The sequence below is a fragment of the Limnohabitans sp. Bal53 genome (assembly GCF_003063355.1).
GTDB lineage: Bacteria > Pseudomonadota > Gammaproteobacteria > Burkholderiales > Burkholderiaceae_C > Limnohabitans_A.
This window is the reverse complement of the sequence record NZ_NESH01000002.1, coordinates 443,136-469,082: the sequence shown is the minus strand read 5'-3', so window position 1 is coordinate 469,082 and position 25,947 is coordinate 443,136. Positions and strand designations below refer to the sequence as shown.

Annotated in this window: 24 protein-coding genes; 15 read left to right on the top strand and 9 right to left on the bottom strand. The window is 58.4% G+C overall.

From position 1 onward, the window contains the following. Positions 1–51: 51 nt before the first annotated feature. The 7 genes from B9Z50_RS07155 to B9Z50_RS07125 form a co-directional block, all read right to left on the bottom strand. Positions 52–1,458, bottom strand: a complete 1,407-nt coding sequence (locus B9Z50_RS07155; protein WP_108362968.1) for a sensor histidine kinase — start codon at positions 1,456–1,458, stop codon at positions 52–54. 98 nt (positions 1,459–1,556) lie between these two features. After that, complete coding sequence (locus B9Z50_RS07150) at positions 1,557–3,527, bottom strand: U32 family peptidase (protein WP_108362967.1); 1,971 nt, start codon at positions 3,525–3,527, stop codon at positions 1,557–1,559. A gap of 432 nt (positions 3,528–3,959) precedes the next feature. After that, on the bottom strand, positions 3,960–4,733 hold the full coding sequence (locus tag B9Z50_RS07145; RefSeq protein WP_108362966.1) for a peptidylprolyl isomerase: 774 nt from the start codon (positions 4,731–4,733) through the stop codon (positions 3,960–3,962). A gap of 93 nt (positions 4,734–4,826) precedes the next feature. Further along, the gene (locus B9Z50_RS07140; RefSeq protein WP_108362965.1) at positions 4,827–5,099 is read right to left on the bottom strand and encodes a BolA family transcriptional regulator; all 273 of its coding nucleotides are present in this window, start codon (positions 5,097–5,099) and stop codon (positions 4,827–4,829) included. Then, complete coding sequence (locus tag B9Z50_RS07135; protein ID WP_108362964.1) at positions 5,096–5,638, bottom strand: septation protein A; 543 nt, start codon at positions 5,636–5,638, stop codon at positions 5,096–5,098. Before B9Z50_RS07135 ends, B9Z50_RS07140 begins: the two co-directional genes overlap by 4 nt. 43 nt (positions 5,639–5,681) lie before the next feature. Next, positions 5,682–6,089: a peptide-methionine (R)-S-oxide reductase MsrB gene (gene msrB, locus B9Z50_RS07130; RefSeq protein ID WP_108362963.1), complete on the bottom strand. Its 408-nt coding sequence runs from the start codon at positions 6,087–6,089 to the stop codon at positions 5,682–5,684. Further along, entirely contained in the window at positions 6,086–7,675 is a 1,590-nt protein-coding gene (locus tag B9Z50_RS07125; RefSeq protein WP_108362962.1) for a YdiU family protein, read from the bottom strand. Before B9Z50_RS07125 ends, msrB begins: the two co-directional genes overlap by 4 nt. A 122-nt stretch (positions 7,676–7,797) precedes the next feature. Here B9Z50_RS07125 and B9Z50_RS07120 point away from each other — a divergent pair, with 122 nt between their 5' ends. The 15 genes from B9Z50_RS07120 to B9Z50_RS07050 all read left to right on the top strand — a co-directional run bounded on the left by B9Z50_RS07120 (position 7,798) and on the right by B9Z50_RS07050 (position 24,877). Continuing rightward, positions 7,798–9,426, top strand: a complete 1,629-nt coding sequence (locus B9Z50_RS07120; protein WP_108362961.1) for a 3-(methylthio)propionyl-CoA ligase — start codon at positions 7,798–7,800, stop codon at positions 9,424–9,426. A 139-nt stretch (positions 9,427–9,565) separates the two neighbouring features. Next, a complete protein-coding gene (locus B9Z50_RS07115) occupies positions 9,566–10,798 on the top strand; it encodes a branched-chain amino acid ABC transporter substrate-binding protein (protein ID WP_108362960.1) in 1,233 nt (410 codons plus the stop codon). A 209-nt stretch (positions 10,799–11,007) separates the two neighbouring features. Then, complete coding sequence (locus B9Z50_RS07110) at positions 11,008–12,042, top strand: branched-chain amino acid ABC transporter permease (RefSeq protein WP_108362959.1); 1,035 nt, start codon at positions 11,008–11,010, stop codon at positions 12,040–12,042. 4 nt (positions 12,043–12,046) lie between these two features. Beyond that, on the top strand, positions 12,047–13,339 hold the full coding sequence (locus B9Z50_RS07105) for a branched-chain amino acid ABC transporter permease (protein ID WP_108362958.1): 1,293 nt from the start codon (positions 12,047–12,049) through the stop codon (positions 13,337–13,339). Beyond that, a complete protein-coding gene (locus B9Z50_RS07100) occupies positions 13,336–14,106 on the top strand; it encodes an ABC transporter ATP-binding protein (RefSeq protein ID WP_108362957.1) in 771 nt (256 codons plus the stop codon). The genes B9Z50_RS07105 and B9Z50_RS07100 overlap by 4 nt, the downstream gene beginning before the upstream one ends. Beyond that, complete coding sequence (locus B9Z50_RS07095; RefSeq protein ID WP_108362956.1) at positions 14,106–14,801, top strand: ABC transporter ATP-binding protein; 696 nt, start codon at positions 14,106–14,108, stop codon at positions 14,799–14,801. Before B9Z50_RS07100 ends, B9Z50_RS07095 begins: the two co-directional genes overlap by 1 nt. A 139-nt stretch (positions 14,802–14,940) precedes the next feature. Then, positions 14,941–17,052 carry a 3-hydroxyacyl-CoA dehydrogenase NAD-binding domain-containing protein gene (locus B9Z50_RS07090; RefSeq protein WP_108362955.1) on the top strand — a complete coding sequence of 704 codons (2,112 nt, stop codon included), beginning with the start codon at positions 14,941–14,943 and terminating at the stop codon, positions 17,050–17,052. 59 nt (positions 17,053–17,111) lie between these two features. Further along, positions 17,112–18,287 (top strand): acetyl-CoA C-acyltransferase, encoded by a 1,176-nt coding sequence (locus B9Z50_RS07085; protein WP_108362954.1) that lies wholly within the window; start codon positions 17,112–17,114, stop codon positions 18,285–18,287. 172 nt (positions 18,288–18,459) lie between these two features. Beyond that, positions 18,460–20,301 carry an acyl-CoA dehydrogenase gene (locus tag B9Z50_RS07080; RefSeq protein ID WP_108362953.1) on the top strand — a complete coding sequence of 614 codons (1,842 nt, stop codon included), beginning with the start codon at positions 18,460–18,462 and terminating at the stop codon, positions 20,299–20,301. Beyond that, positions 20,301–20,606, top strand: a complete 306-nt coding sequence (locus B9Z50_RS07075) for a Dabb family protein (RefSeq protein ID WP_108362952.1) — start codon at positions 20,301–20,303, stop codon at positions 20,604–20,606. The genes B9Z50_RS07080 and B9Z50_RS07075 overlap by 1 nt, the downstream gene beginning before the upstream one ends. Positions 20,607–20,628: 22 nt before the next feature. Next, on the top strand, positions 20,629–21,420 hold the full coding sequence (locus B9Z50_RS07070; RefSeq protein WP_108362951.1) for an SDR family oxidoreductase: 792 nt from the start codon (positions 20,629–20,631) through the stop codon (positions 21,418–21,420). 20 nt (positions 21,421–21,440) lie between these two features. After that, on the top strand, positions 21,441–21,932 hold the full coding sequence (locus tag B9Z50_RS07065; RefSeq protein WP_108362950.1) for a PaaI family thioesterase: 492 nt from the start codon (positions 21,441–21,443) through the stop codon (positions 21,930–21,932). 79 nt (positions 21,933–22,011) lie between these two features. Further along, complete coding sequence (locus B9Z50_RS07060; RefSeq protein ID WP_108362949.1) at positions 22,012–23,028, top strand: NADP-dependent oxidoreductase; 1,017 nt, start codon at positions 22,012–22,014, stop codon at positions 23,026–23,028. 11 nt (positions 23,029–23,039) lie between these two features. Further along, positions 23,040–23,975: a glutathione S-transferase family protein gene (locus B9Z50_RS07055; protein ID WP_108362948.1), complete on the top strand. Its 936-nt coding sequence runs from the start codon at positions 23,040–23,042 to the stop codon at positions 23,973–23,975. Then, positions 23,972–24,877 (top strand): SDR family oxidoreductase, encoded by a 906-nt coding sequence (locus B9Z50_RS07050; protein ID WP_108362947.1) that lies wholly within the window; start codon positions 23,972–23,974, stop codon positions 24,875–24,877. The genes B9Z50_RS07055 and B9Z50_RS07050 overlap by 4 nt, the downstream gene beginning before the upstream one ends. Before the next feature lie 28 nt (positions 24,878–24,905). Here the strand turns inward: B9Z50_RS07050 and B9Z50_RS07045 are convergent, their stop codons facing one another. Together B9Z50_RS07045 and B9Z50_RS07040 are read right to left on the bottom strand one after the other, a co-directional pair. After that, positions 24,906–25,130 carry a hypothetical protein gene (locus tag B9Z50_RS07045; protein ID WP_233249798.1) on the bottom strand — a complete coding sequence of 75 codons (225 nt, stop codon included), beginning with the start codon at positions 25,128–25,130 and terminating at the stop codon, positions 24,906–24,908. A 324-nt stretch (positions 25,131–25,454) separates the two neighbouring features. Further along, positions 25,455–25,826: a hypothetical protein gene (locus B9Z50_RS07040; protein ID WP_108363647.1), complete on the bottom strand. Its 372-nt coding sequence runs from the start codon at positions 25,824–25,826 to the stop codon at positions 25,455–25,457. Positions 25,827–25,947: the final 121 nt, after the last annotated feature.

Below are 25,947 nucleotides of genomic sequence, written 5' to 3'. Positions count from 1 at the left end.
AACCCACTGAGCGGGCTTTTCCTCGACTGTGAAGACGTGATGGGGTCGCCCTCAGGCCACGGTGGCCAGGGGCAGGACAATTTGTGCACAGGCTCCTTGCTCGGTGTTTATCAGCGACAGCTGCCCGCCAAACTGAACCAGTATGGTTTTGGAAATTGACAAACCCATGCCCAGACCTGAAATTTTGGTGGTGTAAAAAGGGTCACCTGCTTGTTCTGCTGCCGTCTCCGACAAACCGGTCCCCGTGTCATGAACCTCGATCACGATGTCGCGGTTTTCTTGCCCAACGTCCAGGCGAATACAGCGCGTTTGAACTTGGACAACCGATTCCATGGCATTGCGCAAGACATTGAACAAAACTTGGGACAGTTGCACGGCATCACCCAGAACCCAAATCGGCGTGTCAGGAAGGACTGGTCTGTCCATTTCTATGTTCGATTGTCGAATCTCGGGATCGATCAGCGCGAGAACCTCTGTGATCACACCTCGAAGGTCGACCAGCTCCCTTTGGAGTGCAGACGATTGAATGAACGTACGGATACGTCGGATGATTTGACCGGCACGTTCACTGTTGGAGATGATGCCTTCGACCGCAGCTTGGCTTGTGTCGAGCGTCAAGTTGCCACTTTTTAATTGGTCTTGGAGCAGTTCGCCATAAAGGAGGGTGTTGGCCAAAGGTTGGTTCAGCTCGTGGGCAAAAGAGGCAGACATGACCCCCAGACTTTGCTGGCGTTCCAGCCTTGCCAGCTTTTCACTCATCCGCCGCGAGGCTTCTTCTTGCGCCAAGGTGGTGATCATGGCCAATTTTTTATGGTGGCTGTCTTGCACCCGAATGGCGATGTACAGGAAGTAGCGCAACATGCCCAGCATGAATATCGCGGTCCAAATCACCAAGGTCCAAGCCTCGCGGCCAAGTGACTGGATGTCCCAGCCCGTCCAAGCCACTTGAATTCGCAAAAGTTGCAACAAGCCCACCCCCGCCATGACCCAGCGCATGTACCATGCAATGCGGTTGCCGCTCGATTGGCCATAGACATGGGCGTGATGGGCGGTCCACAAACTGAGGCCACCAAAAACCAGGCCGGGCAAGATGAGCATCAGACTGGGGCTGCCCAGCATCCGGCTGTATTCGAGAATCCCGGTGAAGATCAACGACGCCAACCCCAAGCCGGTCAACTTATGCCAATTTGAATCTTGTTGATCGATTCGCAGCAGTCCCCAACCCATCAAAACCAGGCTGGCCGCATTCAAGCTGATGGCGACGCTGTAAGACCAAAAAAGCGGCAAGTCCTGTCGAAAGACCGTGGCCATGCAGGTGACACCCTGCAAGAGGGTGGCCAACACCCAATACCTGGCTGAGGAGTCCAGACGCTTGAAATAGATGGCCGAAGCCCCACCGCCCAACAAGGAAAAAAGGGCGAAAAATATAAAGAGACTTTGCGCGTTGTAGGAGCTCATGGGCCCAGTTTGCGGAGGGATAAAAATCTAATTTATCTTAATTTTATTAAATAAAAATAAGAAAAATAATATTCCGAAACCGGTGACCCACATCCCATTCAATGGACACCGATCTTGGGCCGTGACTTGTAAAACTGAACGGGACTTTCCGCAGCGGCGTTGAGCACCGACTTTTTCATCTTGCCCACCACATGCATTTCGCAGGGCTTGCAGTCAAAGCGCAGGGTGAGTTTTTCCTTGCCGTTGATCAGTTGCATCGGCTCGGCTTTCACGGTGCCTTGCACGCCCGTCACGCCTTTGGCTTGTTTGGGACACAGGCTCAGACTGAAGCGCACGCAGTGCTTGGTGATCATCAGACTGACTTCGCCCAGATCTTCTTGCGCCTCGTAAGCGGCAGCAATCACCTTCACGCCGTGTTTGGCGTAAAAGTCACGGGCCTTTTGGTTGAACACGTTGGCCAAATAGGTGAGGGTGTCTTCGGGGTAAGCGACAGGCGGCTCCACCGGCACCGCTCGCGGCAGGCGATGCAGGCCCTGGGTGCGTGCGTCTTCCAGCGCCTGAACAGCGTCGCGGCGCAAAGCGTTGAGCTGTGAGGGCGGCACAAACCAGGTTCTGGGCAGGGCCAGCTGCACGTCGAGCGGCTCAAACAGGGTGTCGCCCAGTTTTCCCAAAGCGGTTTTGAGTTTGTCTTCGGCCTGGGCAGCGTCTTTGGGGGCTTGCCAAGCGATGGCCATTTGCGCCGTGCCGGTATGACCGGCTTCGTCGGTCAAGGTCAGTTGCAGACCCTCCTTGTTTTCAGCCAGCTGCATCCAAACGCCCATGCGGCGTTCGGCCGATTTTTTGTCCAGCGTGCGCACCCAGCTCATGTCGCGGTTGCGGTTGACCTGCACGCCTTGGCGCAAGTCCTTGAAGCCGTCCATCGGATCTTTGGGGAACAGCTTCCAAACCCCTTTGGCTTTTTGCGCCTCGGCGCGGTTGATCTGCAGGCCCACCAGCTCCTTTTGCAGGTCGTAGTAGCACAGGCCGTCGCCGTTGTGCAGCTCGGTGGCCGGGTCGTCGGTGGTGATCTCGACGTGCTCGGCCGTGACCTTGTTGACCCAGCCAATGGGCTGGCCCGGGTTTTTGGGTGTGTCAAACGCACCGATGTCTTCTTTGCGGCCCTGCACAAAGTAGTCGGTGAACTCGCGGTTGAAGTTCTGATTGGGGTCGGGCTCGAAGTTGAACGTGGTGCGGCCGTGTGAGGCGGCTGCCAATTCGGGGCGCTCGGTCAGCACTTCGTCGAACAGTTTGCGGTAGTGGGCCGTGATGTTCTTCACATAGGCCATGTCTTTGTAGCGGCCTTCGATTTTGAAGCTGCGGATGCCTGCATCCACCAAGTCGCGCAGGTTCTCGCTTTGGTTGTTGTCTTTCATGCTCAGCACATGCTTGTCGTGCGCCACGATGCGGCCTTGTGCATCCTTCACCTCATAGGGCAGGCGGCAAGCTTGTGAGCAGTCGCCCCGGTTGGCGCTGCGCCCGGTGTGGGCGTGGCTGATGAAGCACTGGCCGCTGTAGGCCACGCACAATGCGCCGTGCACAAAGAATTCGATCACGGTGCGCTCGGTGTCGATCACGTCGCGAATCGCGCTGATCTGCGGCAGCGTCAGTTCGCGCGCCAGCACGATTTGGCTGAGACCTGCGTCTTGCAAGAACTTGGCTTTTTCGGGGGTGCGGATGTCGGTCTGGGTGCTGGCGTGCAGCTGGATGGGCGGCAAGTCGATCTCGAGCAGACCCATGTCCTGGATGATCAGCGCGTCCACCCCGGCGTCATAAAGCTGCCAGGCCAACTTACGGGCCCCTTCGAGCTCGTCGTCGCGCAAGATGGTGTTGAGGGTGACAAAAATGCGGCTGTGAAAGCGGTGCGCGTATTGCACCAATTTGGCGATGTCCTTGACCGAGTTGTCGGCCGTCGACCGCGCCCCGAACGAGGGGCCGCCAATGTAGACCGCGTCCGCTCCATGGTTGATGGCTTCGATGCCGATGTCGAAGGTTCGGGCAGGGGCAAGGAGTTCGAGGTGGTGAGGCTGCATGGGCTGGGATTATCCCAGCTTGTGTCATTGATCCCTAGGGGCACCCTCTAGCTCCGGGGGAGCCATGGGGGTCTGGGGGAGCCCTGAAGGGGCGGGCACTGGCCGGGGCTCAGAGGCGCTTCGCTTTGCCACATCGCCCCAGCCAATGCCCGCCCCTTCAGGGCATGGGCGTTCGTGGTTTTGGTGCAGGTGTGATCTTCAGCGTTGCCATCAGGGTAGCCAAGACATGCCGGGGCTTAAGGCGCCTGCATTTTGGGGTTCGCCCTCAAGAGACGCCGAACAAAAGACATGGGCGCGGGGTGGGGTGATGTGGCAAAGCGAAGCGCCTCTGAACCCCAGCCCGCGCCCATGTCTTTTGACTACAGACCAACAGAACCTCAGAAAACAAAAAACGCGACCGAAGTCGCGTTTTTGAAGTCAAGCCATTTCAGATCACTGGATCTTGGCTTTGGAGCGCAGACCTTCTTGGTAAGCGCTCAGCTTTTGCTGTTGCAACTGCTGCGCAATCTGGGGTTTGACTTCATCGAGTTTGGGCAGTTGGGCATCGCGCACATCGTCCACGCGGATGATGTGGAAACCAAACTGGCTCTTGATGGGCGCATCGGTCATCTGGCCCTTGGCCAGTTTCACCATGGCGTCTGAGAACTCGGGCACATAGCTGCCTGCTGCAGCCCAATCCAAGTCACCGCCGTTGGCGCCAGAGCCTGGGTCTTTGGAGGCCTTTTTGGCCAACTCTTCAAAACTGCCGCCTTTTTTGATCTCGGCGATCAGGGCTTTGGCATCGGACTCGGTCTCCACCAAAATGTGGCGGGCGCGGTATTCCTTGCCGCCGTTTTCCTTGACGAATTTGTCATATTCGGCCTTGATGTCGGCATCGGTGACCGGATTCTTCTTCTGAAAGTCCGCAAACAACTGACGGATCAGGATGGTCTGGCGGGCCAATTCCAGTTGGGTTTTGAAGTCTTCGCTGGCATCCAAGCCGCGCTTGCGGGCTTCTTGCATGAACACTTCGCGGGCAATCAGCTCTTCCTTGATCTGGGCCATCACTTCGGGCGTGACGGGGCGACCAGAGGCCTCCACTTGTTGCTGCAGCGCTTTGACGCGCGAAGAAGGCACGGGCTTGCCGTTGACCACAGCCAGATTTTGCGCCAGAACAGGTGACGCCAGCAAGGCCACCAAAGCGGCGCTGAGGATTTGCTTTTTCATCGTTTTTTCCTAAAAGACAGGTGTCAGAGATGGGGGAGGAGAGGAGTCAAGGGTTCAAAAAAAGGGGCTGTCACCCATGGGTGACGGCCCGGTTCAGATCAGCTCGATGGCCAGAGCATGCAAGCCCTGGTCAATGAAATCTTGCAGCGCATCATACACAAGGCGATGGCGCTGCACGCGGCTGATGCCGTCAAACAGGGGCGAGGCAATGCACACCCGCATGTGGGTGCCTTCGCCGCTGTCGTTGGCCCCGACATGGCCCGCATGCTGGGCGCTTTCGTCGATCACGCGCAACGCGGTGGGCTGTAGGCGATCGGTCAGTCGGGCGTGAATCTGCGCGCTCAGGGGCAGGGTGCCAGTGCTCATTTGGGTTCACCTTCGTCTTTGGGCAAATAGCGCGAGATGTAAAGACCTTGGCCCAGGATAAAGACCACCGGAAACACATAGCCCCAGAGCTTGAAGTTCACCCAGTCTTCGGTGCTGAAGTAGTGGGCCACATAGGCGTTGATGGCGGCCATGAAAACGCAGTAGAGCATCCAAGACAGGTTCAATCGGTTCCAGACAGCGTGGGGCAATTGCAATTGCGTGCCCAGCAGCATGTGCAAAAAGTTCTTTTTCATGAACCAGTGCGCCACAGCCAGCGCCACCGCCAAGCCCGAGTACAGCAAGGTGGGCTTCCACTTGATGAAACGCTCATCGTGCAGGCTCAGTGTGAGAGCCCCAAAGCCCAGCACCAGCACCAGCGTGATCTTGTGCATGGTTTGCAGCTTGCCGTCCATCTTGTAAATGATGGCCGTTTGCAGCACAGTCGCGCCCATCAGCACCGCCGTGGCGGTGTAGATGTCGGCCATCTTGTACGCGCCAAAAAACAAGAGGATGGGGAAAAAGTCGAGGAGGAGTTTCATGGAAAAAGGTGAGAGGCTGTGCGAAGGGCGAAGCCGTGTTCTGTCAGGAAGGCTCGAAGTCTAACGAAGCGGAGTTCATGCAGTAGCGCAGGCCTGTGGGGGCGGGGCCGTCCTCGAAGACATGGCCCAGGTGCGCGCCACACTGAGCGCAAACGGTTTCCACCCGGCGCATGCCGTGGCTGGTGTCCACGCGCTCTTCGATGGCCCCTTCGGAGGCCGTTTGGTAAAAGCTTGGCCAGCCGCAGCCCGCGTCAAACTTGGTGCCCGATTTGAACAGCTCAGCGTCGCAGCAGATGCAGCGGTAAATGCCGCTGGACCAATGGCCCTCGTATTTGCCCGTGAAAGGCCGCTCGGTGGCCGCTTGGCGTGTGACGGCAAAGGCCACAGGCTCGGCGCCTTTGGCGGCCAACAACTCACGCCACTCGTGGTCGGTTTTGGTGATTTGGCTCATGATGAACAGCTGATTTCCAGTTGGGCCGCCCAGTCGGGCGGCAGGGCGGCATAGGCCTCAAAGCCCGGATGCTCGTCGAAGGGAGACTTTAACAAGTTGTAGAGGGTCTCAATTTCCGAGAAGTCGCCCGCTTGAGCTTGGCGGATGGCCATTTCAGCCAAGTGGTTGCGCAGAACAAATTTGGGGTTGGTGCGCAGCATCTGAATGCCCATGTCAGGCCATTGGGCCGGGTCGGTCCGCTTGGCATAACGCGCCAACCAGGCTTGCCAGCGAGCACGGTCGATGAACAAGTCGTCCATGGACTGCCACGCTTCGCTCGCAGTGACGGGAAATTCGGGATCCGTCATCGCGAGCGAAGCGTGGCGATCCATGCATGTCTTGCCGGCCGCCACCGCCTCAGAAAAGCGACGCCAAAACAAAGTGTAGTCAGTGCGCTCAGAGGCCAAGATTTGCATCAGGTCTTCCACCAACGTCCAGTCGGCTTCGCGCTCGGACTCGGGGGCCAATGTACCGGTCAACCCCAGTTTGGTCCGCATCGCATCCCCCAAAAAGCGCGGAAACAGGCTCTTGTAGCCTTCCAGCACCTGCAGCGTCATGTCGTGGTCATCGATCAAGGGGGCCAGCGCCTGCGCCAAGCAGTACAAGTTCCAGTAAGCCACATTCGGTTGGCGGCCATAGGCGTAGCGCCCTTGGTGGTCCGAGTGGTTGCAAATGTGACCGGGGTCAAAGCCATCCATGAACTGGAAGGGGCCATAGTCGATGGTCAGACCCAAAAGGCTCATGTTGTCGGTGTTCATCACGCCGTGGCAAAAGCCCACCGCCTGCCATTGCACCAGCAACCGGGCGGTGCGCTCTTGCACCTCATCGAGCAAGGCCGCGTACACATTGCCTTGCCACAGCGCGGCGCGCTCCTGGCATTCGGGCAAGTGGTGGGTGATGGCGTGGTCGGCCAGGGTGCGCAGGCTGTCGGTATCACCCTGGGCTGAAAAATGCTCAAAGTGGCCAAAGCGCAAAAAACTGGGGGCCACGCGCGCCACCACGGCGGCGCTTTCCATGGTTTCGCGCCGAACCGGCTCAGGGGACGCGACCAGGGACAGCGCCCGTGTGGTGGGAATGCACAGGCCATGCATGGCTTCGCTGCACAAATACTCACGGATGCTCGAGCGCAGTACGGCACGGCCATCGCCGCCGCGCGAGTAGGGCGTGCGCCCCGCGCCTTTGAGTTGAATCTCTTGCGGTCCTTGCGCAGATTGGGCCTCGCCCAGCCAAATGGCCCGCCCGTCGCCCAGCTGCCCGGCCCATTGGCCAAACTGGTGGCCGCTGTAAACCGTGGCCAGCGGCTGGGAGCCCACCATAAGGGCATTGCCGGCGAAGGCTTGCAGGTGATCGTCGTCAAACAGCTCGGCGGGCCAGCCCAGTTCAGTGCGCAGCGCATCGTTGCGGGCGGCCCAGCGGGGCGCGGCCACAGGTGTGGGCTGCAGGGGCGTGAAAAAACTGGGACCCAGCTGGGTCAGCCGGTGCGTCCAGTCGAGCACGGGCACATCGCACGGCTGACTGGCGGGAAGTTCCAAAGGGTCAAAAGACATAGTCGCTGATTGTCACGCCCTTGACAAGCACCCGGGGTTTGGCGGGTTTTAGGCCCCAACCGGCCATTGGGCAGGTGCACAATGATCCGCTTAAGAACAACCCCTTGACAGGAGACCACCCCATGCTGGGATTGATGCAACAGCAATCATTGCTGATTTCTTCTCTGATCGACTTTGCTGAAAAACACCACGGCGACAGTGAGATCGTCTCTCGCCGCGTGGAGGGCGACATCCACCGTTATGCCTGGACTGACGTGGCCCGCCGTTCGCGCCAAGTGGCCAACGCCCTCGACGCACAAAAGGTGCCGCAAGGCGCTCGCATCGCGACCTTGGCCTGGAACGGTTACCGCCACCTGGAGCTGTACTTTGGTGTGAGCGGCTCCGGCCGCGTGCTGCACACCATGAATCCGCGCCTGCACCCCGAGCAGCTGGCCTGGATCGCCAACCATGCCGAAGACCAGGTGCTGTGCTTTGACATGACGTTTTTACCCCTGGTGCAGGCGGTCCATGCCCATTGCAAAACCATCACCCACTATGTGGCTTTGTGCGACGCGGACAAACTGCCCGCCGATACGGGCATCCCGAACCTGGTGAGTTACGAGGCTTGGATGGGCCAGCAGACCAGCACCTACGCTTGGCCGCAGCTCGACGAAAACACCGCCTGCAGCCTGTGTTACACCAGCGGCACCACCGGCAACCCCAAAGGTGCTTTGTACAGCCACCGCTCCACCGTGCTGCACGCCTATGCGGCTGCCTTGCCCGACTCGATGTGCATCTCGGCGCGCGATTCAATCTTGCCCGTGGTGCCCATGTTCCACGTCAACGCCTGGGGCATCCCCTACAGCGCGGCCATGGCGGGCTCCAAATTGGTCTTTCCAGGCCCCGCGCTCGACGGCAAGTCGGTTTATGAACTGATCGAAGCCGAGGGCGTCACTTTTGCAGCGGGCGTGCCCACCGTGTGGCAAATGCTGCTGGGCCACATGAAGCCTGCGGGCCTGAAATTCAGCCTGCTCAACCGCACCGTGATTGGCGGCTCGGCTTGCCCACCCGCCATGATCGACGCCTTCCGCCAGGACTACAACGTGGAAGTGTTGCACGCCTGGGGCATGACCGAGCTGAGCCCCTTGGGAACCGTGTGCACCTTGAAAAACAAGCACCTGAGCATGCCCGCCGATGCGCAAATGAAACTGCGCATGAAGCAAGGCCGCTGCATTTTCGGCATCGACATGAAGATCGTGGACGCGCAAGGTCAGGAATTGCCACACGATGGCAAAGCGGCGGGTGACCTGCTCGTCAAAGGTCCCTGGGTGATCGCGTCCTATTACAAACAAGAAGGCCGCAACCCCTTGGTGGACGGCTGGTTCCCCACCGGCGATGTGGCCACCATCGACGCCGATGGTTTCATGCAGATCACCGACCGCAGCAAGGACGTGATCAAGTCCGGCGGCGAGTGGATCAGTTCCATCGATGTGGAAAACATCGCCATGGCCCACCCGTCAGTCGCCATGGCCGCTTGTATTGGCATGCGCCACCCCAAATGGGACGAGCGGCCGATTGTGTGTGTGGTCAAGAAACCGGGTGCCGAGGTCAGCCGTGAAGAGCTCATTGCTTTTTACGACGGCAAGACCGCCAAGTGGCAGATTCCGGACGACGTGGTCTTTGTCGATGCCATTCCTTTGGGGGGCACCGGCAAGATGCTCAAGACCAAGCTGCGCGAGCAATTGGCCGACTACGTCTTGCCCGGTCTTTGAAGCACATCCAGTGCTCGTGCTCATCGCGTGACCCGTGCAAGTCGCGCGGGTGATACGACTTAGGGACAAACCCCGAGCGCATTTGTTTCATCAGCGGTTACGCTGATCTTGTTTCAATTCACAACGCAGGAGACCTTGAATGAAAACCACCCACCGTTTGATCGCCGCAGCCGCCTTGGCCGCTTGTTCCATGGGCGCTTACGCGCAAAAGGGCGAGACCGTCAAAATTGCTTGGATTGATCCATTGTCTGGCCTGATGGCCCCCGTGGGCAGCAACCAGCTCAAGAGCTTCCAGTTTTTTGCCGAAAAATTCAGCAAGACCAACCCTGCTGGCGTCAAGTTTGAGGTCATTGGCATCGACAACAAATTGAGCCCTGCTGAAAGCCTGAACGCGCTCAAAGCAGCCATGGACCAAGGTGTTCGCTACATCACACAGGGCAACAGCTCCGGTATCGCTGGTGCGCTGGTGGATGCCGTCAACAAGCACAACGCTCGCAACCCCGGCAAGGAAGTGATTTTCTTGAACCACTCGGCGGTGGATCCAGACTTGACCAATGCGAAATGCAGCTATTGGCATTTCCGTTTTGATGCAGACACATCCATGAAAATTGAGGCCATGACCTCGTTCATGGCGGACAAAAAAGACATTCAAAAAGTCTACCTGTTCAATCAAAATTACTCCCATGGCCACCAAGTTGCCAAGTTCGCCAAAGAGAACTTGGCACGCAAGCGCCCAGATGTGCAGATCGTCGGCGAAGACCTGCATCCACTTGCCCAGGTTCGCGACTTTTCTCCTTACATTGCCAAGATCAAGGCCTCTGGCGCTGACACTGTGATCACTGGCAACTGGGGTTCTGACCTGGCCTTGTTGGTGAAAGCGGCTAATGAAGGCGGTTACAACGGCAAGTTCTACACCTACTACACCGGTGTGACCGGCACACCTACGGCATTAGGTCAAAATGGTGCCGGACGTGTTTACCAAATTGCCTATGGTCACTACAACATGGGCGGTCAAATGGACAAGTGGGCTGCTGAATTCCAAAAGCGTTTTAACGATGACTTTTACACGCATTCTGTCATCCGCATTTACGAATCGCTCGGCGCTGCGATGGCCAAGGCCAAGTCAACAGATCCCGTCAAGGTTGCGGCAGCCCTGGAGGGTTTGACCTTCAACACCTTCAATGGTGAAGTGCAAATGCGCAAGACGGACCACCAGCTGCAGCAGCCCTTGTACATGACCGTGTGGCAAAAGGCGGACAAGAAGTTTCCATACAGCCCAGAAAAAACAGGCATGACTTTGGCCCCAGTCAAAGACATCCCTGCTTACGTGGCCAGCACACCCACCAGCTGCCAAATGAAGCGTCCTGGTTAATGCCAGGCCTCTCATAGCCCCAACTTTCTTGACTGTGATGGCGCGCTTTGCGTTCATCACGGTTCATGTGAGGGTGCGGGCTGGCCCGATCAACAGATGTTTTTCGGGCTTTTTTTTGACTTCTGATTTTTTAAGTCTTTGCTAGGTTGGCTTGTGCAAACCTACTTTCAGTAACGCAGTTAGGCCCACACGGGCCTGGAAAGTTTCTTATGGAGTTTTTCATCATCTCCATGCTCAACGGCCTCAGTTACGGGTTGTTGCTCTTCATGCTCAGCTCCGGCCTGACGCTGATTTTCAGCATGATGGGGGTGCTCAACTTTGCGCATGCCAGCTTTTACATGATTGGTGCTTACTTTGGCTACAGCCTGACAGAGCTTGTCGGATTTTGGCCCGCATTGGTCATCGCGCCCTTGCTGGTTGGTGTTTGTGGTGCGCTGTTTGAACGCATCACACTGCGTAAAGTCCATCCGTTTGGCCATGTGCCAGAGCTCTTGGTCACTTTCGGACTGTCGTACGTCATCGTCGAACTGGTTCAGCTCTTGTGGGGCCGCACCGCAGTGGAGTTCACGCCACCAGACATTCTTCGGCATTCGGCCTTCACCCTGATCAACCATTCAGTCAATGGTCTGAGCATGGTTTGGGGGGCTGCACCCGCAGAGATGTGTACAGCGGCTGATGCCGCCATTCGTCTCGTGTGTTCACCATTTCCTGCAACCCGAGCGTTCATGATGCTGGTGGCATTGTTGATGTTGTTGGGTTTGTGGCTGCTGCTCACCCGCACCCGCATTGGCTTGGTGATTCAAGCCGCCTTGACGCATCCCGAGATGGTGGAGTCGCTGGGTCACAACGTGCCACGCGTGTTCATGCTGGTGTTTGGCGCTGGCACAGGCCTGGCTGGCTTGGCTGGCGTGATCGGCGGCAGCACCTTTGTCACCGAGCCTGCCATGGCCGCCACGGTGGGTTCGGTCATCTTTGTGGTTGTGGTGGTGGGCGGCATGGGCTCTTTGTCTGGCGCATTTTTAGCCTCTGTGCTGATTGGCGTGATCCAGACCTTTGCCGTGGCCATCGACTACTCCTTTCTCTCCTTGGCTCAAGACCTGGGCGTGTCGGTTTCGGCTGCGACACAAGAGAATACTTTTGCCAAACTCACGCTGTCACAGATGGCGCCGATCTTGCCTTACCTGTTCCTGGTGTTGATCCTGATCTTCCGGCCCAAAGGCCTTTTGGGTACCCGCGAGACTTAAAGACATGGCTGCTGTTTATAAATTCAAATCTTACAACGTGGGCCGTTGGGTCATCTGGAGCTTGTTTGCGCTCGTGCTGATCTTCGCGCCTTTGGTGTTCACCAACAACTTGTCGGTCACCATGCTGGCGCAAATGGGCATCGCCATCATTGCTTGCCTGTCTTACAACATCTTGTTGGGGCAGGGTGGCATGCTCAGTTTTGGCCACGCGGTCTACACAGGGTTGGGCTCCTACATGGCCATGCACGCGCTGAACGCGGTCACGGCTGGAAAGCTCCACTTGCCCGTAAGTCTTTTGCCCATCGTTGGCGGCCTGACTGGAATGGGCTTTGCTATTTTGCTGGGCTGGGTCACCACCCGAAAATCCGGCACCACCTTTGCCATGATCACCTTAGGTGTTGCCGAGCTGGTGTTCGCCATGTCGCTGATGTTCTCTGAATTTTTCGGTGGCGAGGCGGGCGTCTCGGGCGACCGTGTGGCCGGAGAGCGATTTTTCGGCATCACCTACGGCCCGCAAATCCAGGTGTATTACCTGATCGCGGCCTACACCTTTGTGTGTGTGGCGCTCATGTACGCCTTCACGCAAACGCCGCTGGGCCGGATTTTGAATGCCGTGCGCGACAACCCTGAGCGCGTCGAGTTCATCGGCTACAACACGCAGCGAGTGCGCTACATGGCCTTCATCATCTCGGGCTTTTTTGCGGGCATCGCAGGTGGGTTGGCGGCTTTGAATTTCGAAATTGTCACCGCCGAAGTCGTGGGTGCAGCCCGCTCGGGAGCGTACTTGCTGTTCACCTTTTTGGGTGGCGCCACCTTCTTCTTTGGCCCCATCATCGGTGCGGTGCTCATGATCATCGCCTTTGTGCTGCTGTCCGAGTTGACCAAGGCTTGGCTGCTGTACTTGGGCCTGGTGTTCTTGTTCATGGTCATGTATGCGCCCGGTGGCATTGCCAGCCTGATCATGATGAACCTGCGGGTAGCCAAGTTCGGCAAGTTGCGTCAGATTTGGACCAGCTACCTGGCCTTGGGCCTCACAGGCGTGGTCATGCTCGCGGGCGCTGGGGCCATGATCGAGATGGTCTATCACTTGCAGCTCAATTCGGCTTTGGGTGACACCGTCAAGTTCATGGGCGCCACGCTCAACGCCAAGAGCCTGGACAGCTGGTTTGGCTCGGCCTTTGTCATGCTCACGGGCCTGGGCCTGTTTGAGCTGGCCCGCAGGCAGTTCGCCCGCGACTGGGGTGAAATCCAGACCGACATCGAAAAAGAAATCAAGCGAAGGGAAACGGCCTTATGAGTTACGCCCTTGAACTCCAGGACGTGCGCAAGAACTTCGGCAAGACCGAAATCATCCGAGGCGTGAACTTGGCTGTGCAGTCCGGTGAACGCGTGGCCGTGATCGGCCCCAACGGCGCCGGCAAGTCCACGCTTTTTAACCTGATCAGTGGTCGCTTTGGCCCCACCAGCGGCGAGATTTTGCTCAACGGCCAAGCCATCCAGAACAAGACGCCTTATGAGATCAACCGCATGGGGCTGTCGCGCAGCTTCCAGATCACCAACATCTTTCCCAAGTTGAGCGTGTTCGAAAACCTGCGCTGCGCGGTGCTTTGGAGCCTGGGCTACAAGTACAGCTTCTTCAAGTTTTTATCGAACCTGAAAGATGCCAACGATCGCACCGATGAATTGCTGGACATGATCCATCTGGACAAAAAGCGCGACGTGCTCGCCGTCAACCTCACCTACGCCGAACAGCGGGCGCTGGAAATCGGCGTGACCATCGCCAGCGGCTCGAATGTGATCTTGCTGGACGAACCCACGGCGGGCATGAGCAAAAGCGAGACCTCACGTTTCATCCAGCTCATCAAGGATGTCACCGTGGGCAAAACCCTGCTCACGGTGGAACACGACATGGGCGTGGTGTTTGGCCTGGCCGACAAGATCGCGGTGGTGGTGTATGGCGAGGTCATCGCCTTTGACACACCCGAAGCCGTGCGGGCCAACGCCAAGGTGCAGGAGGCTTATTTGGGCTCTCCGGTCGCAGACAGCCAAGCAGGAGGCCACTGATGCTGCAAATCGACAACCTTCATGCCTTTTATGGCAAAAGCCATGTGCTGCATGGCGTCAATTTTGAAGTGGGGCAGGGCGAGATCGTGGCTTTGCTCGGCCGCAACGGCTCAGGCCGCTCCACCACCGCCAAGGCCATCATGGGTTTGGTGGAGTGCGAGGGGCGCATTGACTGGAAAGGCCAGCCCATTCAAGGCAAAAAAGCCTACGAAATTGCCCACTTGGGGGTGGGTTATGTGCCTGAAAACCGCGAAATTTTCCCCAAACTCACGGTGAGCCAAAACCTGCAACTGGGTCAAAAACGCAGTGGGCAAAACGGTCGTTGGTCTTTTGACGACATGTTCGCCATGTTTCCACGTCTCAAAGAGCGTGAGCACACCGAAGCTGGCGTGTTGTCGGGCGGCGAGCAGCAAATGCTCACACTGTGCCGCACCCTCATGGGTGATCCTGACCTCATCATCATCGATGAGCCCACCGAGGGCCTGGCTCCTAAAATTGTGGAATTGGTGGGCCAATTCCTGCACAGCCTCAAGGCCAAAGGGGTGTCGGTTTTGCTGATCGAGCAAAAACTCACCATCGCCATGAATATTTCAGACCGTGCTTTGGTCATGGGGCATGGCTCCATCGTGTTCCAGGGCACACCCGACGAGCTGCGGGCCAACACCTATATCCGCAAGGAATGGCTGGAAGTTTGATGCAGCCGCAGGGTCCGTACCGCTCCATGGCACCGTCCCTGTTGCGACAAATTTTTTGCCTGACATCTATTTTTTGTGTCTACAATGCAAAAAACGAACGGTCGTTCTTTTTTAACTTTTCACGCAAAGGAAGTCCAGCATGACAGCTGAATACAAAGTCCACGGTGATGTCGCGGTCATCACGATGATGAACCCGCCCGTCAACGGTTTGGGCCTGTCTACCCGAATCGGCATCACCGATGGTCTGGAGAAGGCCAACAACGACGCATCGGTCAAATCCATCGTTATCACGGGTGCTGGCAAAGCCTTCTCGGGCGGTGCGGACATCCGTGAATTTGGCTCGCCCAAAGCGATCCAAGAACCCAATTTGCTCAGCGTCATCCGCGCGTGTGAAAACTCATCCAAGCCCGTGGTTGCGGCCATCCACTCGGTGGCCATGGGCGGCGGATTGGAGCTGGCCTTGGGCTGTCACTACCGCATCGCATCACCGGGCACCAGCGTCGCACTGCCCGAAGTCAAGCTGGGTCTGATTCCCGGCGCGGGCGGTACGCAGCGCCTGCCCCGCGTGATCGGTGTGGAGCCTGCGCTCAACATGATCGTCAGCGGCGAAGCCATCAAGAGCGAAATGTTGGCCATGTTGCCCGGCCAGAAACTTTTTGATGCCATGGCCCAATCGGCCGAAAGCCTGCCCGAAGAAGCCCTGGCCTTGGCCCGCAAAGTCGCCGCAGCCCACGCCGATGGCAGCCCGCTGCCCCTGGTGCGCAACCTGCCTTGCAAGCACGCCCAAGGCGACGCTTACTTCCAGTTTGCCCGCAACATGGCCAAAGGCATGGCGAAAAACCTGCCCGCGCCCGTCAAGTGTGTGGACGCTGTAGAAGCCGCCACCAAGAAGAAGTTTGAAGACGGCATGGTGTTCGAGCGTGACATCTTCATGAACCTGATGCTCACCCCCGAAAGCCGGGCTTTGCGCCACATCTTCATGGCTGATCGCGCGGCCAGCAAGATTGCCGATGTGCCCGAAGACACGCCCAAGCGCGATATCAAGTCCGTGGCGGTCATTGGCGCCGGCACCATGGGTGGCGGCATCTCGATGAACTTCTTGAACGCAGGCATCCCTGTCAAGATGCTGGAGATGAAGCAAGAAGCCCTGGACCGTGGTGTGGCCACCATCCGCAAGAACTACGAAGCCCAGGTCAAAAAAGGCAAGCTCAAACAAGAAAAGTACGACGAGCGCATGGCGCTGTTGTCCACCACGCTGAGCTACGACGAGATCGGCCAGGCCGACCTGGTGATCGAAGCGGTTTTTGAAGAAATGGGCGTGAAAGAAGCCGTCTTCAAGAAGCTTGACGAAGTGATGAAGCCCGGTGCTATCTTGGCGTCCAACACCTCCACCTTGGATGTGAACAAGATCGCCAGCTTCACCAAACGTCCACAAGACGTGATTGGCATGCACTTCTTCAGCCCAGCCAACGTGATGAAATTGCTCGAAGTCGTGCGTGGCGCCCAAACCGGCAAAGACGTGCTGGCCACCGTGATGGCCATCGGCAAGAAGATCAAGAAGACCTCGGTGGTCTCGGGCGTGTGTGATGGCTTCATTGGCAACCGCATGATCGAGCAGTACAGCCGCCAAGCCGGTTTCCTGATCGAAGAAGGCTGCACCCCAGCGCAGGTCGACAAAGCCGTTGAGAAATTCGGCTTTGCCATGGGCCCCTTCCGTATGGGCGACTTGGCCGGCAACGACATCGGCTGGGCGATCCGCAAGCGTCGCTACACCGAAAAGCCCGACCTCAAGTACAGCAAAACCGCTGACTTGCTGTGCGAAATGGGCCGTTATGGTCAAAAGACCGGCGCAGGCTGGTACGACTACCAAGCCGGCAAGCGTGACGCCATCCCCAGCGCCGTGGTGGTCGAGATGATCGAGAAGCACCGTGCGGCCATGGGCATCACGCCCCGCAAGATTTCAGACGAAGAAATCGTGCAGCGCTTGGTGTACTCGCTGGTGAACGAGGCGGCGCACATTCTGGAAGAAGGCATTGCCAGCAAAGCCGGTGACATCGACATGGTCTACATCACCGGCTACGGCTTCCCCTTCTGGCGCGGTGGCCCCATGAACTACGCCGACACCGTGGGCCTGTTCAACGTGGCCGAAGCCATGAAGCGCTTTGCCAAGAACCCACTCGACGATGCCCAATTCTGGCAACCCGCGCCCCTGTTGGCGCGCTTGGTGGCCGAAGGCAAGACATTCAACTGATTTATTAATTTTTTGGCGGGACAGATCTTCAGCTCTGTCCCCCACTTGAAAGGACCATCATGACGAATGCTGTCATCGTTTCCACCGCACGCACCCCTCTGGCCAAGAGCTGGAAGGGCGCTTTCAACATGACCCATGGTGCCACTTTGGGCGGCCATGCGGTGCAACACGCCGTGGCCCGCGCAGGCATTGACGCCGCCGAAGTCGAGGACGTGATCATGGGCTGTGCCAGCCCCGAAGGTGCCACCGGTGCCAACATCGCCCGCCAGATCGCCCTCAAGGCCGGTCTGCCCATCTCGGTGTCGGGCATGACCGTGAACCGTTTTTGCTCCTCTGGCTTGCAAACCATTGCCTTGGCCGCCCAGCGCATCATCGCCGGTGAAGGTCAGGTCTATGTGGCTGGTGGCGTGGAAAGCATCTCTTGCGTTCAGCAAGAAATGAACACCCACATGATGCAAGACTTGGCATTGGCCAAGATGAAGCCCGAGATCTACTGGAACATGCTGCAAACCGCCGAACAAGTGGCCAAGCGCTACAAAATCGGCCGTGACGTGATGGATGCTTACGGTGCGGCCAGTCAGCAAAAAGCCTGCGCTGCCCAAGCCGCTGGTTTGTTCAATGACGAAATCGCCCCCATCACCGTCACACAAGGCGTGATCGACAAAGTCATGGGCATGACCACCAAACAAGTGACCGTGAGCGTGGACGAAGGCCTGCGCGAAGGCACCACCGTGGAAGCCATCAGCGGTTTGCGCTCGGCGCTGCCGGGTGGCTTGGTCACTGCGGGCAATGCCAGCCAGTTCTCTGACGGCGCAGGCGCTTGTGTGCTGATGGACGAAAAACTGGCCGAGCAACGTGGACTCAAACCCATGGGCCGATTCCTCGGTTTTGCCGTGGCCGGTTGCGAGCCTGACGAAATGGGCATTGGCCCCGTTTATGCCGTGCCCAAAGCCCTGGCGCGTTTGGGCTTCACCGTGCAAGACATTGACCTGTGGGAACTGAACGAAGCGTTTGCCGTGCAGGTGCTGTACTGCCGCGATAAGCTGGGCATCCCAGCCGACCGCCTGAACGTCAACGGCGGCGCGATTGCGGTGGGACACCCCTACGGCGTTTCGGGTCAGCGCCTGACGGGCCACGCCCTGATTGAAGGCAAGCGCCGTGGTGCCAAGCGCGTGGCGGTGACCATGTGCATTGGCGGCGGCATGGGTGCTTGCGGCATTTTTGAAGTGCTGTAACACCTGTCTTATGGCGTGCTGATCCAAAAAGGGCAGAGGACATTCAGTTCTCTGCCCTTTTTGTTTTTTGTAGGAGCGGTCTCTGACCGCGAAAAGCGAATCTAAAAATTCAAAAGCTGTATTTTGGTAGGAGCGGTCTGAGACCGCAAAACGCGAACTTGAAAGTTGAAACATGAGCCTGCGCCCTACGGTTGATTTTTTGCTCCACGACTGGCTGAAGGTCGAAAACCTGCAAAGCCGCGAGCGCTTTGCCGACCACTCTCGAGAGACCTTTGACGCGGTGCTGGACACCTGCGAGCGCATCGCGCGCGAGAAATACGCCCCTTTCAATCGCCTGGTGGACACGCAAGAACCCCACTTTGATGGCGAAAAAGTCATCTTGCCGCAGGCCACACACGACGCTTACAAGGCCTATGCCGAGTCAGGCATGCTGAGCGCCGCGCAAGACTACGAGATCGGCGGCATGCAGCTGCCCTACACGGTCGAAGCCGCGGCCAACGCGTTTTTTGCCATGGCCTCGGTCAGCATTGGCTCGGGCATGCTCACGAGTGGCAACGCCAATTTGCTCATGGTGCACGGCACCGATTTGCAAAAGCAGGTGTTTGCAGCCAACGAATTTTCGGGTCGTTTCTCGGGCACCATGTGCCTGAGTGAGCCGCAGGCGGGTTCGTCGCTCAGTGATGTGACCACCCGTGCCACGCCCGATGGCGAGGGCTTTGAATCTGACGCATTGGGCGCACGTTACCGCCTCAAGGGCAACAAGATGTGGATCTCCTCGGGCGAGCACGAACTGTCTGAGAACATCATCCACTTGGTGCTGGCCAAGATCCCTGATGCCAATGGCCAGTTGGTGCCGGGCGTCAAAGGCATCTCGCTGTTCATCGTTCCCAAAAAGATGGTGGACACGAATGGACAGCTGACCGGAGAGCGCAACGACGTGGCTTTGGCAGGCCTGAACCACAAATGCGGCTGGCGCGGCACGACCAACACGCTGCTGAACTTTGGCGAGGGCAAATACCCGGTAAGAGGCGATACAGGCGGAGGCCTAGACGGTGCCGGAAGCGGCGCCGTGGGCTACCTCGTCGGCAAGCCTGGTGAAGGCCTGCGCTGCATGTTCCACATGATGAACGAGGCCCGCATTGGTGTGGGCATGGCGGCCACCATGCTGGGCATGGCCGGTTACTACGCCAGCCTGGACTACGCCAAAAACCGCCCGCAAGGCCGCGCCACTGGGGCCGGGGGCAAGGACGCCAGCCAACCGCAAGTGCGCATCATTGAACACGCCGACATCAAGCGCATGCTGCTGGCGCAAAAGGCTTACAGCGAAGGCGCTCTGGCTTTGGCCTTGTACAGCGCCCGCTTGGTGGACGAACAACACACGGGCACAGCCGAAGACGCCGATGTGGCGCGACTGCTGCTGGAGGTGCTGACCCCCATCGTCAAGAGCTTCCCCAGCGAGTGGTGCTTGGAGGCCAACAGCCTGGCGATTCAAATCCACGGCGGCTATGGTTACACCCGTGACTTCCCGGTCGAACAATACTGGCGTGACAACCGCCTGAACATGATCCACGAAGGCACCCACGGAATCCAGGCCATGGACTTGCTGGGCCGCAAGGTCTTGATGGAAAACGGACGAGGCCTGCAACTGCTGGCTGAGCGCATGCTGGCCACAGCCGCCAAAGCCGACGGCAGCTGGGGTCCAGAGGCCGCCGCCTTGCGCGATGCCTTGAACCAAGTCGGCCAAGCTACCCAACAAGCTTGGGCCGGTGCCGAGCCCGCACTAGCGCTGGCCAACGCCGTGCCCTATTTGCAAGCCTTTGGCCACACCGTGATCGCCTGGATCTGGCTCGATGTGGCCCACAGCTTAGGCGATGACAACAGCGCCGCAGCGCAAGGCCGCCGCGCGGCATGCCGTTACTTCTTCCGTTACGAACTGCCCAAAATCGGGGCCTGGCTGAATGTGGTGCGCAGCCGAGATGCGACTTGTGCCGACTTGTCCGAGGAGGCCTTCTGATGATCCGCCACGTCGTCATGTGGAATTTGAAAGAGCAAGCCGAAGGGGCCGACAAGGCCAGCAACCTTGAAAAAGCGAAATCGCTGTTGTTGTCGTGTGCCCACGTGGTGCCCGGCATCCACACTTTCGAAGTCGCCACCGCCACCCCCGGCATGGATTGCACGAATGATTTGGTGCTGCATATGCTGCTCGATGACGCGCAGGTGCTAGCGGCTTACCAAAATCACCCCGATCATCTGGCCATCAAACCTTTCATGAAAGCGGTCGTGCAAGAGCGCTTCTGCATGGATTTCACCGTCGAATAAGACCTACAAAACAGGAGCAAATATGGCACGCAGCATTCAACAACTTTTTGATTTGAACGGGCAGGTGGCCTTGGTCACGGGCGGCTCGCGTGGTCTGGGCCTGCAAATGGCCCACGCTTTGGGCGAAGCCGGCGCCAAGATCATGCTCAGCTCACGCAAGGCGGCTGACTTGGAAGAAGCCGCAGCCGCGTTGCAGGCCGTAGGCATCGATGCCAGTTGGATCGCAGCCGACTGCGGCAACGAAGAAGACATTCGCCGCTTGGCCAGGGAAACCATGGAGCGCATGGGCCCCATCGACATCCTGGTCAACAACGCAGGCGCCACCTGGGGTGCCCCAGCCGAAGACCACCCTGTCGAGGCTTGGGACAAGGTCATGAACCTCAACGTACGGGGCTACTTCATCTTGTCGCAAGAGGTGGCCAAGCTGAGCATGATCCCGCGCGGCAAGGGCCGCATCCTCAACGTCGCCTCGATCGCAGGCTTGGCGGGCAACCCTTCAGAGATGAAAACCATCGCTTACAACACCTCCAAGGGCGCGGTGGTCAACTTCACCCGTGCCTTAGCAGGCGAGTGGGGCGAGCATGGCATCACCGTCAACGCGATCTGCCCGGGTTTTTTCCCCAGCAAGATGACGTACGGTTTGCTCGAAAAACTGGGCGCAGACAAGATGGCGGCAGGCGCCCCGTTGCGCCGCTTGGGCGATGACGAAGACCTCAAGGGCTTGGCGGTGTTGTTCGCATCCGAGGCAGGCAAACACATCACGGGCCAATGGCTGGCGGTGGATGGTGGCGTGAGCGCCATCATCGGCGGCTGAGGCGTGCTTTGAGTCTGGACATGAGCATTCCTTTTGGCGCCCACATTCCCTTCGTGGAGCACTTGGGCTTCACCTTGGAAAAGTTTGCGGGTGGCGAGTCCGAGCTGCATTTTGCGCCGCGACCCGAACACCTCAATTCCTTCGACGTCACACACGGCGGCGCACTCATGACTTTTCTGGACGTGATCATGGCCACCGCTGCGCGCAGTGTGGACCCGAACATGGGGGTGGTCACCATCGAGATGAAAACCACCTTCATGCGCCCAGCCAAAGTGCCAGCGGGTCAGCCTCTGGTGGGCAACGGTCAACTGCAACACCGCACCCGCAGCATGGCGTTCACCGAAGGACGCATCTACGACACCACAGGCCAGCTGTGCGCCACGGCGACCGGCACCTTCAAATACGTGGCTCGGCGTGAAACGCAAAGCCCATCCACCGATTTAGCCATGAGCACGACACCATTCGCGGTCGGAGACCGCACCTACAGCGATGCCCATAGGCGCGGTAATTGACCAACACCACAGAAAACCCCGTAGGAGCGGTCTCTGACCGCGATCAACCACCCACTTTTTTACCCCACAGGAAAACACCATGACCATCAACCACCGCATCGTTTTGGACAACCGCCCTCAAGGCGAGGCCACAATCGCCAACTTCAAACTGGTCGAAGCGCCCATTCCAGCCTTGCAAGAGGGACAAGTGCTGGTCAAGCACCACTTCATGAGCCTGGACCCCTACATGCGCGGCCGCATGAACGAGAGCAAAAGCTACGCCGTGCCCCAGCCCTTGGGCGAGGTCATGATCGGTGGCACCGTGGGCGAGGTGGTCGAAAGCCTGCACCCCAAATTCAAAGCCGGTGACCAAGTGGTCGGCATGGGCGGCTGGCAAGAGTACAGCGTGGTGGACGCGACCGTGATCGGCGCCCTGCGCAAGGTCGACACCACGCACGTGCCTTTGTCGCATTACCTGGGCGCTGTGGGCATGCCCGGCGTGACCGCTTGGTATGGCTTGGTCAAGATCATTGCCCCCAAAGCGGGCGAGACCGTCACGGTGAGCGCGGCCAGCGGCGCGGTGGGCAGCGCCTATGGCGCATTGGCCAAAGCGCGTGGCTGCCGAGTGGTCGGCATCGCGGGTGGCAAAGACAAGTGCGATTACGTGGTCAACGAACTCGGCTTTGACGCTTGCATCGACTACAAACAGCACAAGGACTACCTGAGCCTGTCCAAGGCCCTGCGCGAAGCCTGCCCCAACGGCATCGACGGCCACTTTGAAAACGTGGGCGGCATGGTGCTCGACGCGGTGATGTTGCGCACCAACGCCTTCGCACGCATCGCGGTGTGCGGCATGATCGCCGGCTACGACGGCGCGCCGCTGCCCATGGCCAACCCAGCCCTGATTTTGGTCAACCGCATGAAGATCGAAGGCTTCATCGTCAGCGAGCACATGGAAGTCTGGCCCGAAGCCCTGCAAGAACTCGGCACCTTGGTCGGCACCGGCAAACTGCGCCCCCGCGAATCCGTGGCCCAAGGCTTGGCCGCTGCGCCCGAGGCGTTCCTGGGCTTGCTCAAAGGCAAGAACTTCGGCAAGCAGCTGGTCAAGCTGATCTGAGGCCACCCCGCATGTCCGATCTGATCCTGCACCACTACCCGACCTCGCCGTTTGCTGAAAAGGTCAGGTTGATCCTTGGCCACAAACAACTGGCCTGGAAGAGCGTGTTCATCCCGATGATCATGCCCAAGCCCGACCTGACGGCGCTCACGGGCGGCTACCGCAAAACGCCAGTGCTGCAGATCGGTGCGGACATTTACTGCGACACCGCGCTCATTTGCGATGTGCTGGAGCAATTGGCACCCACACCTACGCTTTACCCCGAGGCTGACCTGGGCGCTGCGCGCATCGTGGCGCAGTGGGCTGACAGTGCTTTGTTCACGGCCGCCATGGCCTACAACTTCCAGCCCGCTGGCGTGGCGCAGGTCTTTGCGGGAGCGCCCGCCGAAGGTGTGCAGGCCTTTGTGGCCGACCGCACCGCCATGCGTGGTGGCGCGGCCCGAATGGCGTCTGCTGACGCCACGGGCACTTACAAAACTTATCTGCGGCGCATCGCCAACATGCTGCACAGGCAAGACTTTTTGTTCGGCAACCAGCCTTGTGTGGCCGATTTCTCGGTCTACCACCCGCTGTGGTTCACCCAGGAACGCACGCCCGCATTGGCCGGTATTTTTGATGACACGCCCGAAGTCAAAGCCTGGATGGCGCGCATGCAGGCCATCGGGCACGGCACGCCCGGCAAATGCAGCGCCGAAGAAGCCTTGCAAATCGCCAAAAGTGCAAACCCTGCTGACCTGCAAGGCGAGGCTTTTATGGACGAGCACGGCATCGGGCTGGGCAGCGCAGTGCAGATCGCAGCCGACAACTTTGGCCTCGAGCCCACCGAGGGCGAACTGGTCGCTGCCACGCACAACCACTACAGCTTGCGCCGCACCGATGACCGTGCGGGCAGCGTCCATGTCCATTTCCCGCGTGTCGGGTTCACACTCAAAAAGGTTTCCCCATGATCGAGAACTTCCAAGGCAAAACAGCCGTCCTGACCGGCGCAGGTTCGGGCTTCGGGCTGGAGTGCGCACGCATTGGCGCCAAGCTGGGCATGAACCTCGTGCTGGTGGATGTGCAGCAAGACGCACTGGACAAAGCCGAAGCCGAAATGACGGCCCATGGCGTACAGGTATTGGCGCGCAAAGTGGACGTGTCGAACGCTGCAGCCATGGAGCAGCTGGCTGCCGACGTGAAAGGCCGATTTGGCGCACCGCACTTCGTGTTCAACAACGCGGGCGTCGGGGCAGGGGGCCTGGTTTGGGAAAACTCCGTGGCCGACTGGGAGTGGGTGCTGGGCGTGAACCTGTGGGGCGTGGTGCACGGCGTGCGCCTGTTCACCCCCATGATGCTCGAAGCCGCCAAAGCCGATCCGGCTTACCAAGGCCACATCGTCAACACCGCCAGCATGGCTGGTTTGCTCACGCCCCCCAACATGGGCATCTACAACGTCAGCAAACACGCCGTGGTGTCGCTGACCGAAACCCTCTACCAAGACCTACAGCTGGTGTCTGACCAAGTCAGCGCCAGTGTGCTGTGCCCTTACTTTGTGCCCACAGGCATCAGCCAGAGCCACCGCAACCGTCCCACGGATCTGCCGCCCGAAAAACCAACCGCCAGCCAATTGATTGGCCAAGCGCAAAGTGACAAAGCTGTCAGCAGCGGCAAAGTGTCAGCGGCCGATGTCGCACAAAAGGTGTTTGATGCCGTGGCCAGCGGTCAGTTTTACATCTACAGCCACCCGCAGGCGCTGGGCAATGTGCAAAGTCGCATGGAAGCGATTGTTCAGGCCATCAACCCACCCGACCCTTTTGCTGCGCGGCCCGATGTGGGCGAGGGATTGCGACGGGCGCTTCGTGCCGGCTGAGTCAGCAAAATGCGAAGGCCGCTGCCGATCAACGGTGAAAGTGGCCTTCAAAGCAGTGCCGTACTTCATGGCCTAGGGCGACATGGCTGGTCACCGGGCCCGTGACGATGGTGCATTCAGCATTCAGAATGTCCCAAATGGCGCAGGCCATGGGTGGTGTCAAATACGACTGTTCTCGCCCCATGCTTTTGGCATGCGCGCAAAAGTGCGCCACGTCGTCTCGCACTTCCCAGTTGATACGCGTTTGGTTCATGATCCGGTACTGCGCAGGCTTCACATTGAACGAAACGAATTCCCAACTCGGTACTTTGTGGTGGGAAGTACCTTGGCAAGCGCTCAATCCCAAGACCGAAACTGTCAGCGTTAAGAGTCGTAGCCAGAAGTATCGTCTCGAAAAAGACTCAGTGAGCTTCGCATGCATAAAGTGATCGAGGGCTTCGTAAATAACACCCTATAAAATAACACTTATTAATTAAAAATGGCATAGAGGTACTACCTATAGCGGATAGAACTCGGCATTTTTTGACAACTGTTGGCGCTGTAGGACCGGTCCGCGAACAGAACAGATCTCACAATATCAGCGGTGAAAGTTGCCCTCAAAGCAGTGGCGCAACTCATGACCGAGCTCAACGTGGGAAACTTTTTTCCCCGTGATGATCACGCACTCCTTGCTGGCCACGTTCCACATTGCGCACGCCAAAGGTGGTGTCATCCACGCTTGAGCAGCGCTGATTTTGGCGGCACGACCACAAACCTCGGCCACGTTCTCGCGAACCTCCCAACGCACTTTGACGTCGTTCATTAAACGCGCATGACTGGGGACGGGGATGAAGGATTCCAGTTCAGAAACGGGCAAAGTGGGGCCCTGCACCGAAGCGCAACCCGTCAACACCAGGAGTGCACCGGCCGAGGCCAAAAGAGCCAGACCACGAATTGCACTGCGAATCATGCTTTTGCCAGAGATCATCATTTACCACTCCCGTAATCATTAATACCGTCAATGATTGATAGTTTACGTATTTGATAGTTGAGTGTCAAATTTGTTAGTTAAATAGTGACATATGTAGTTT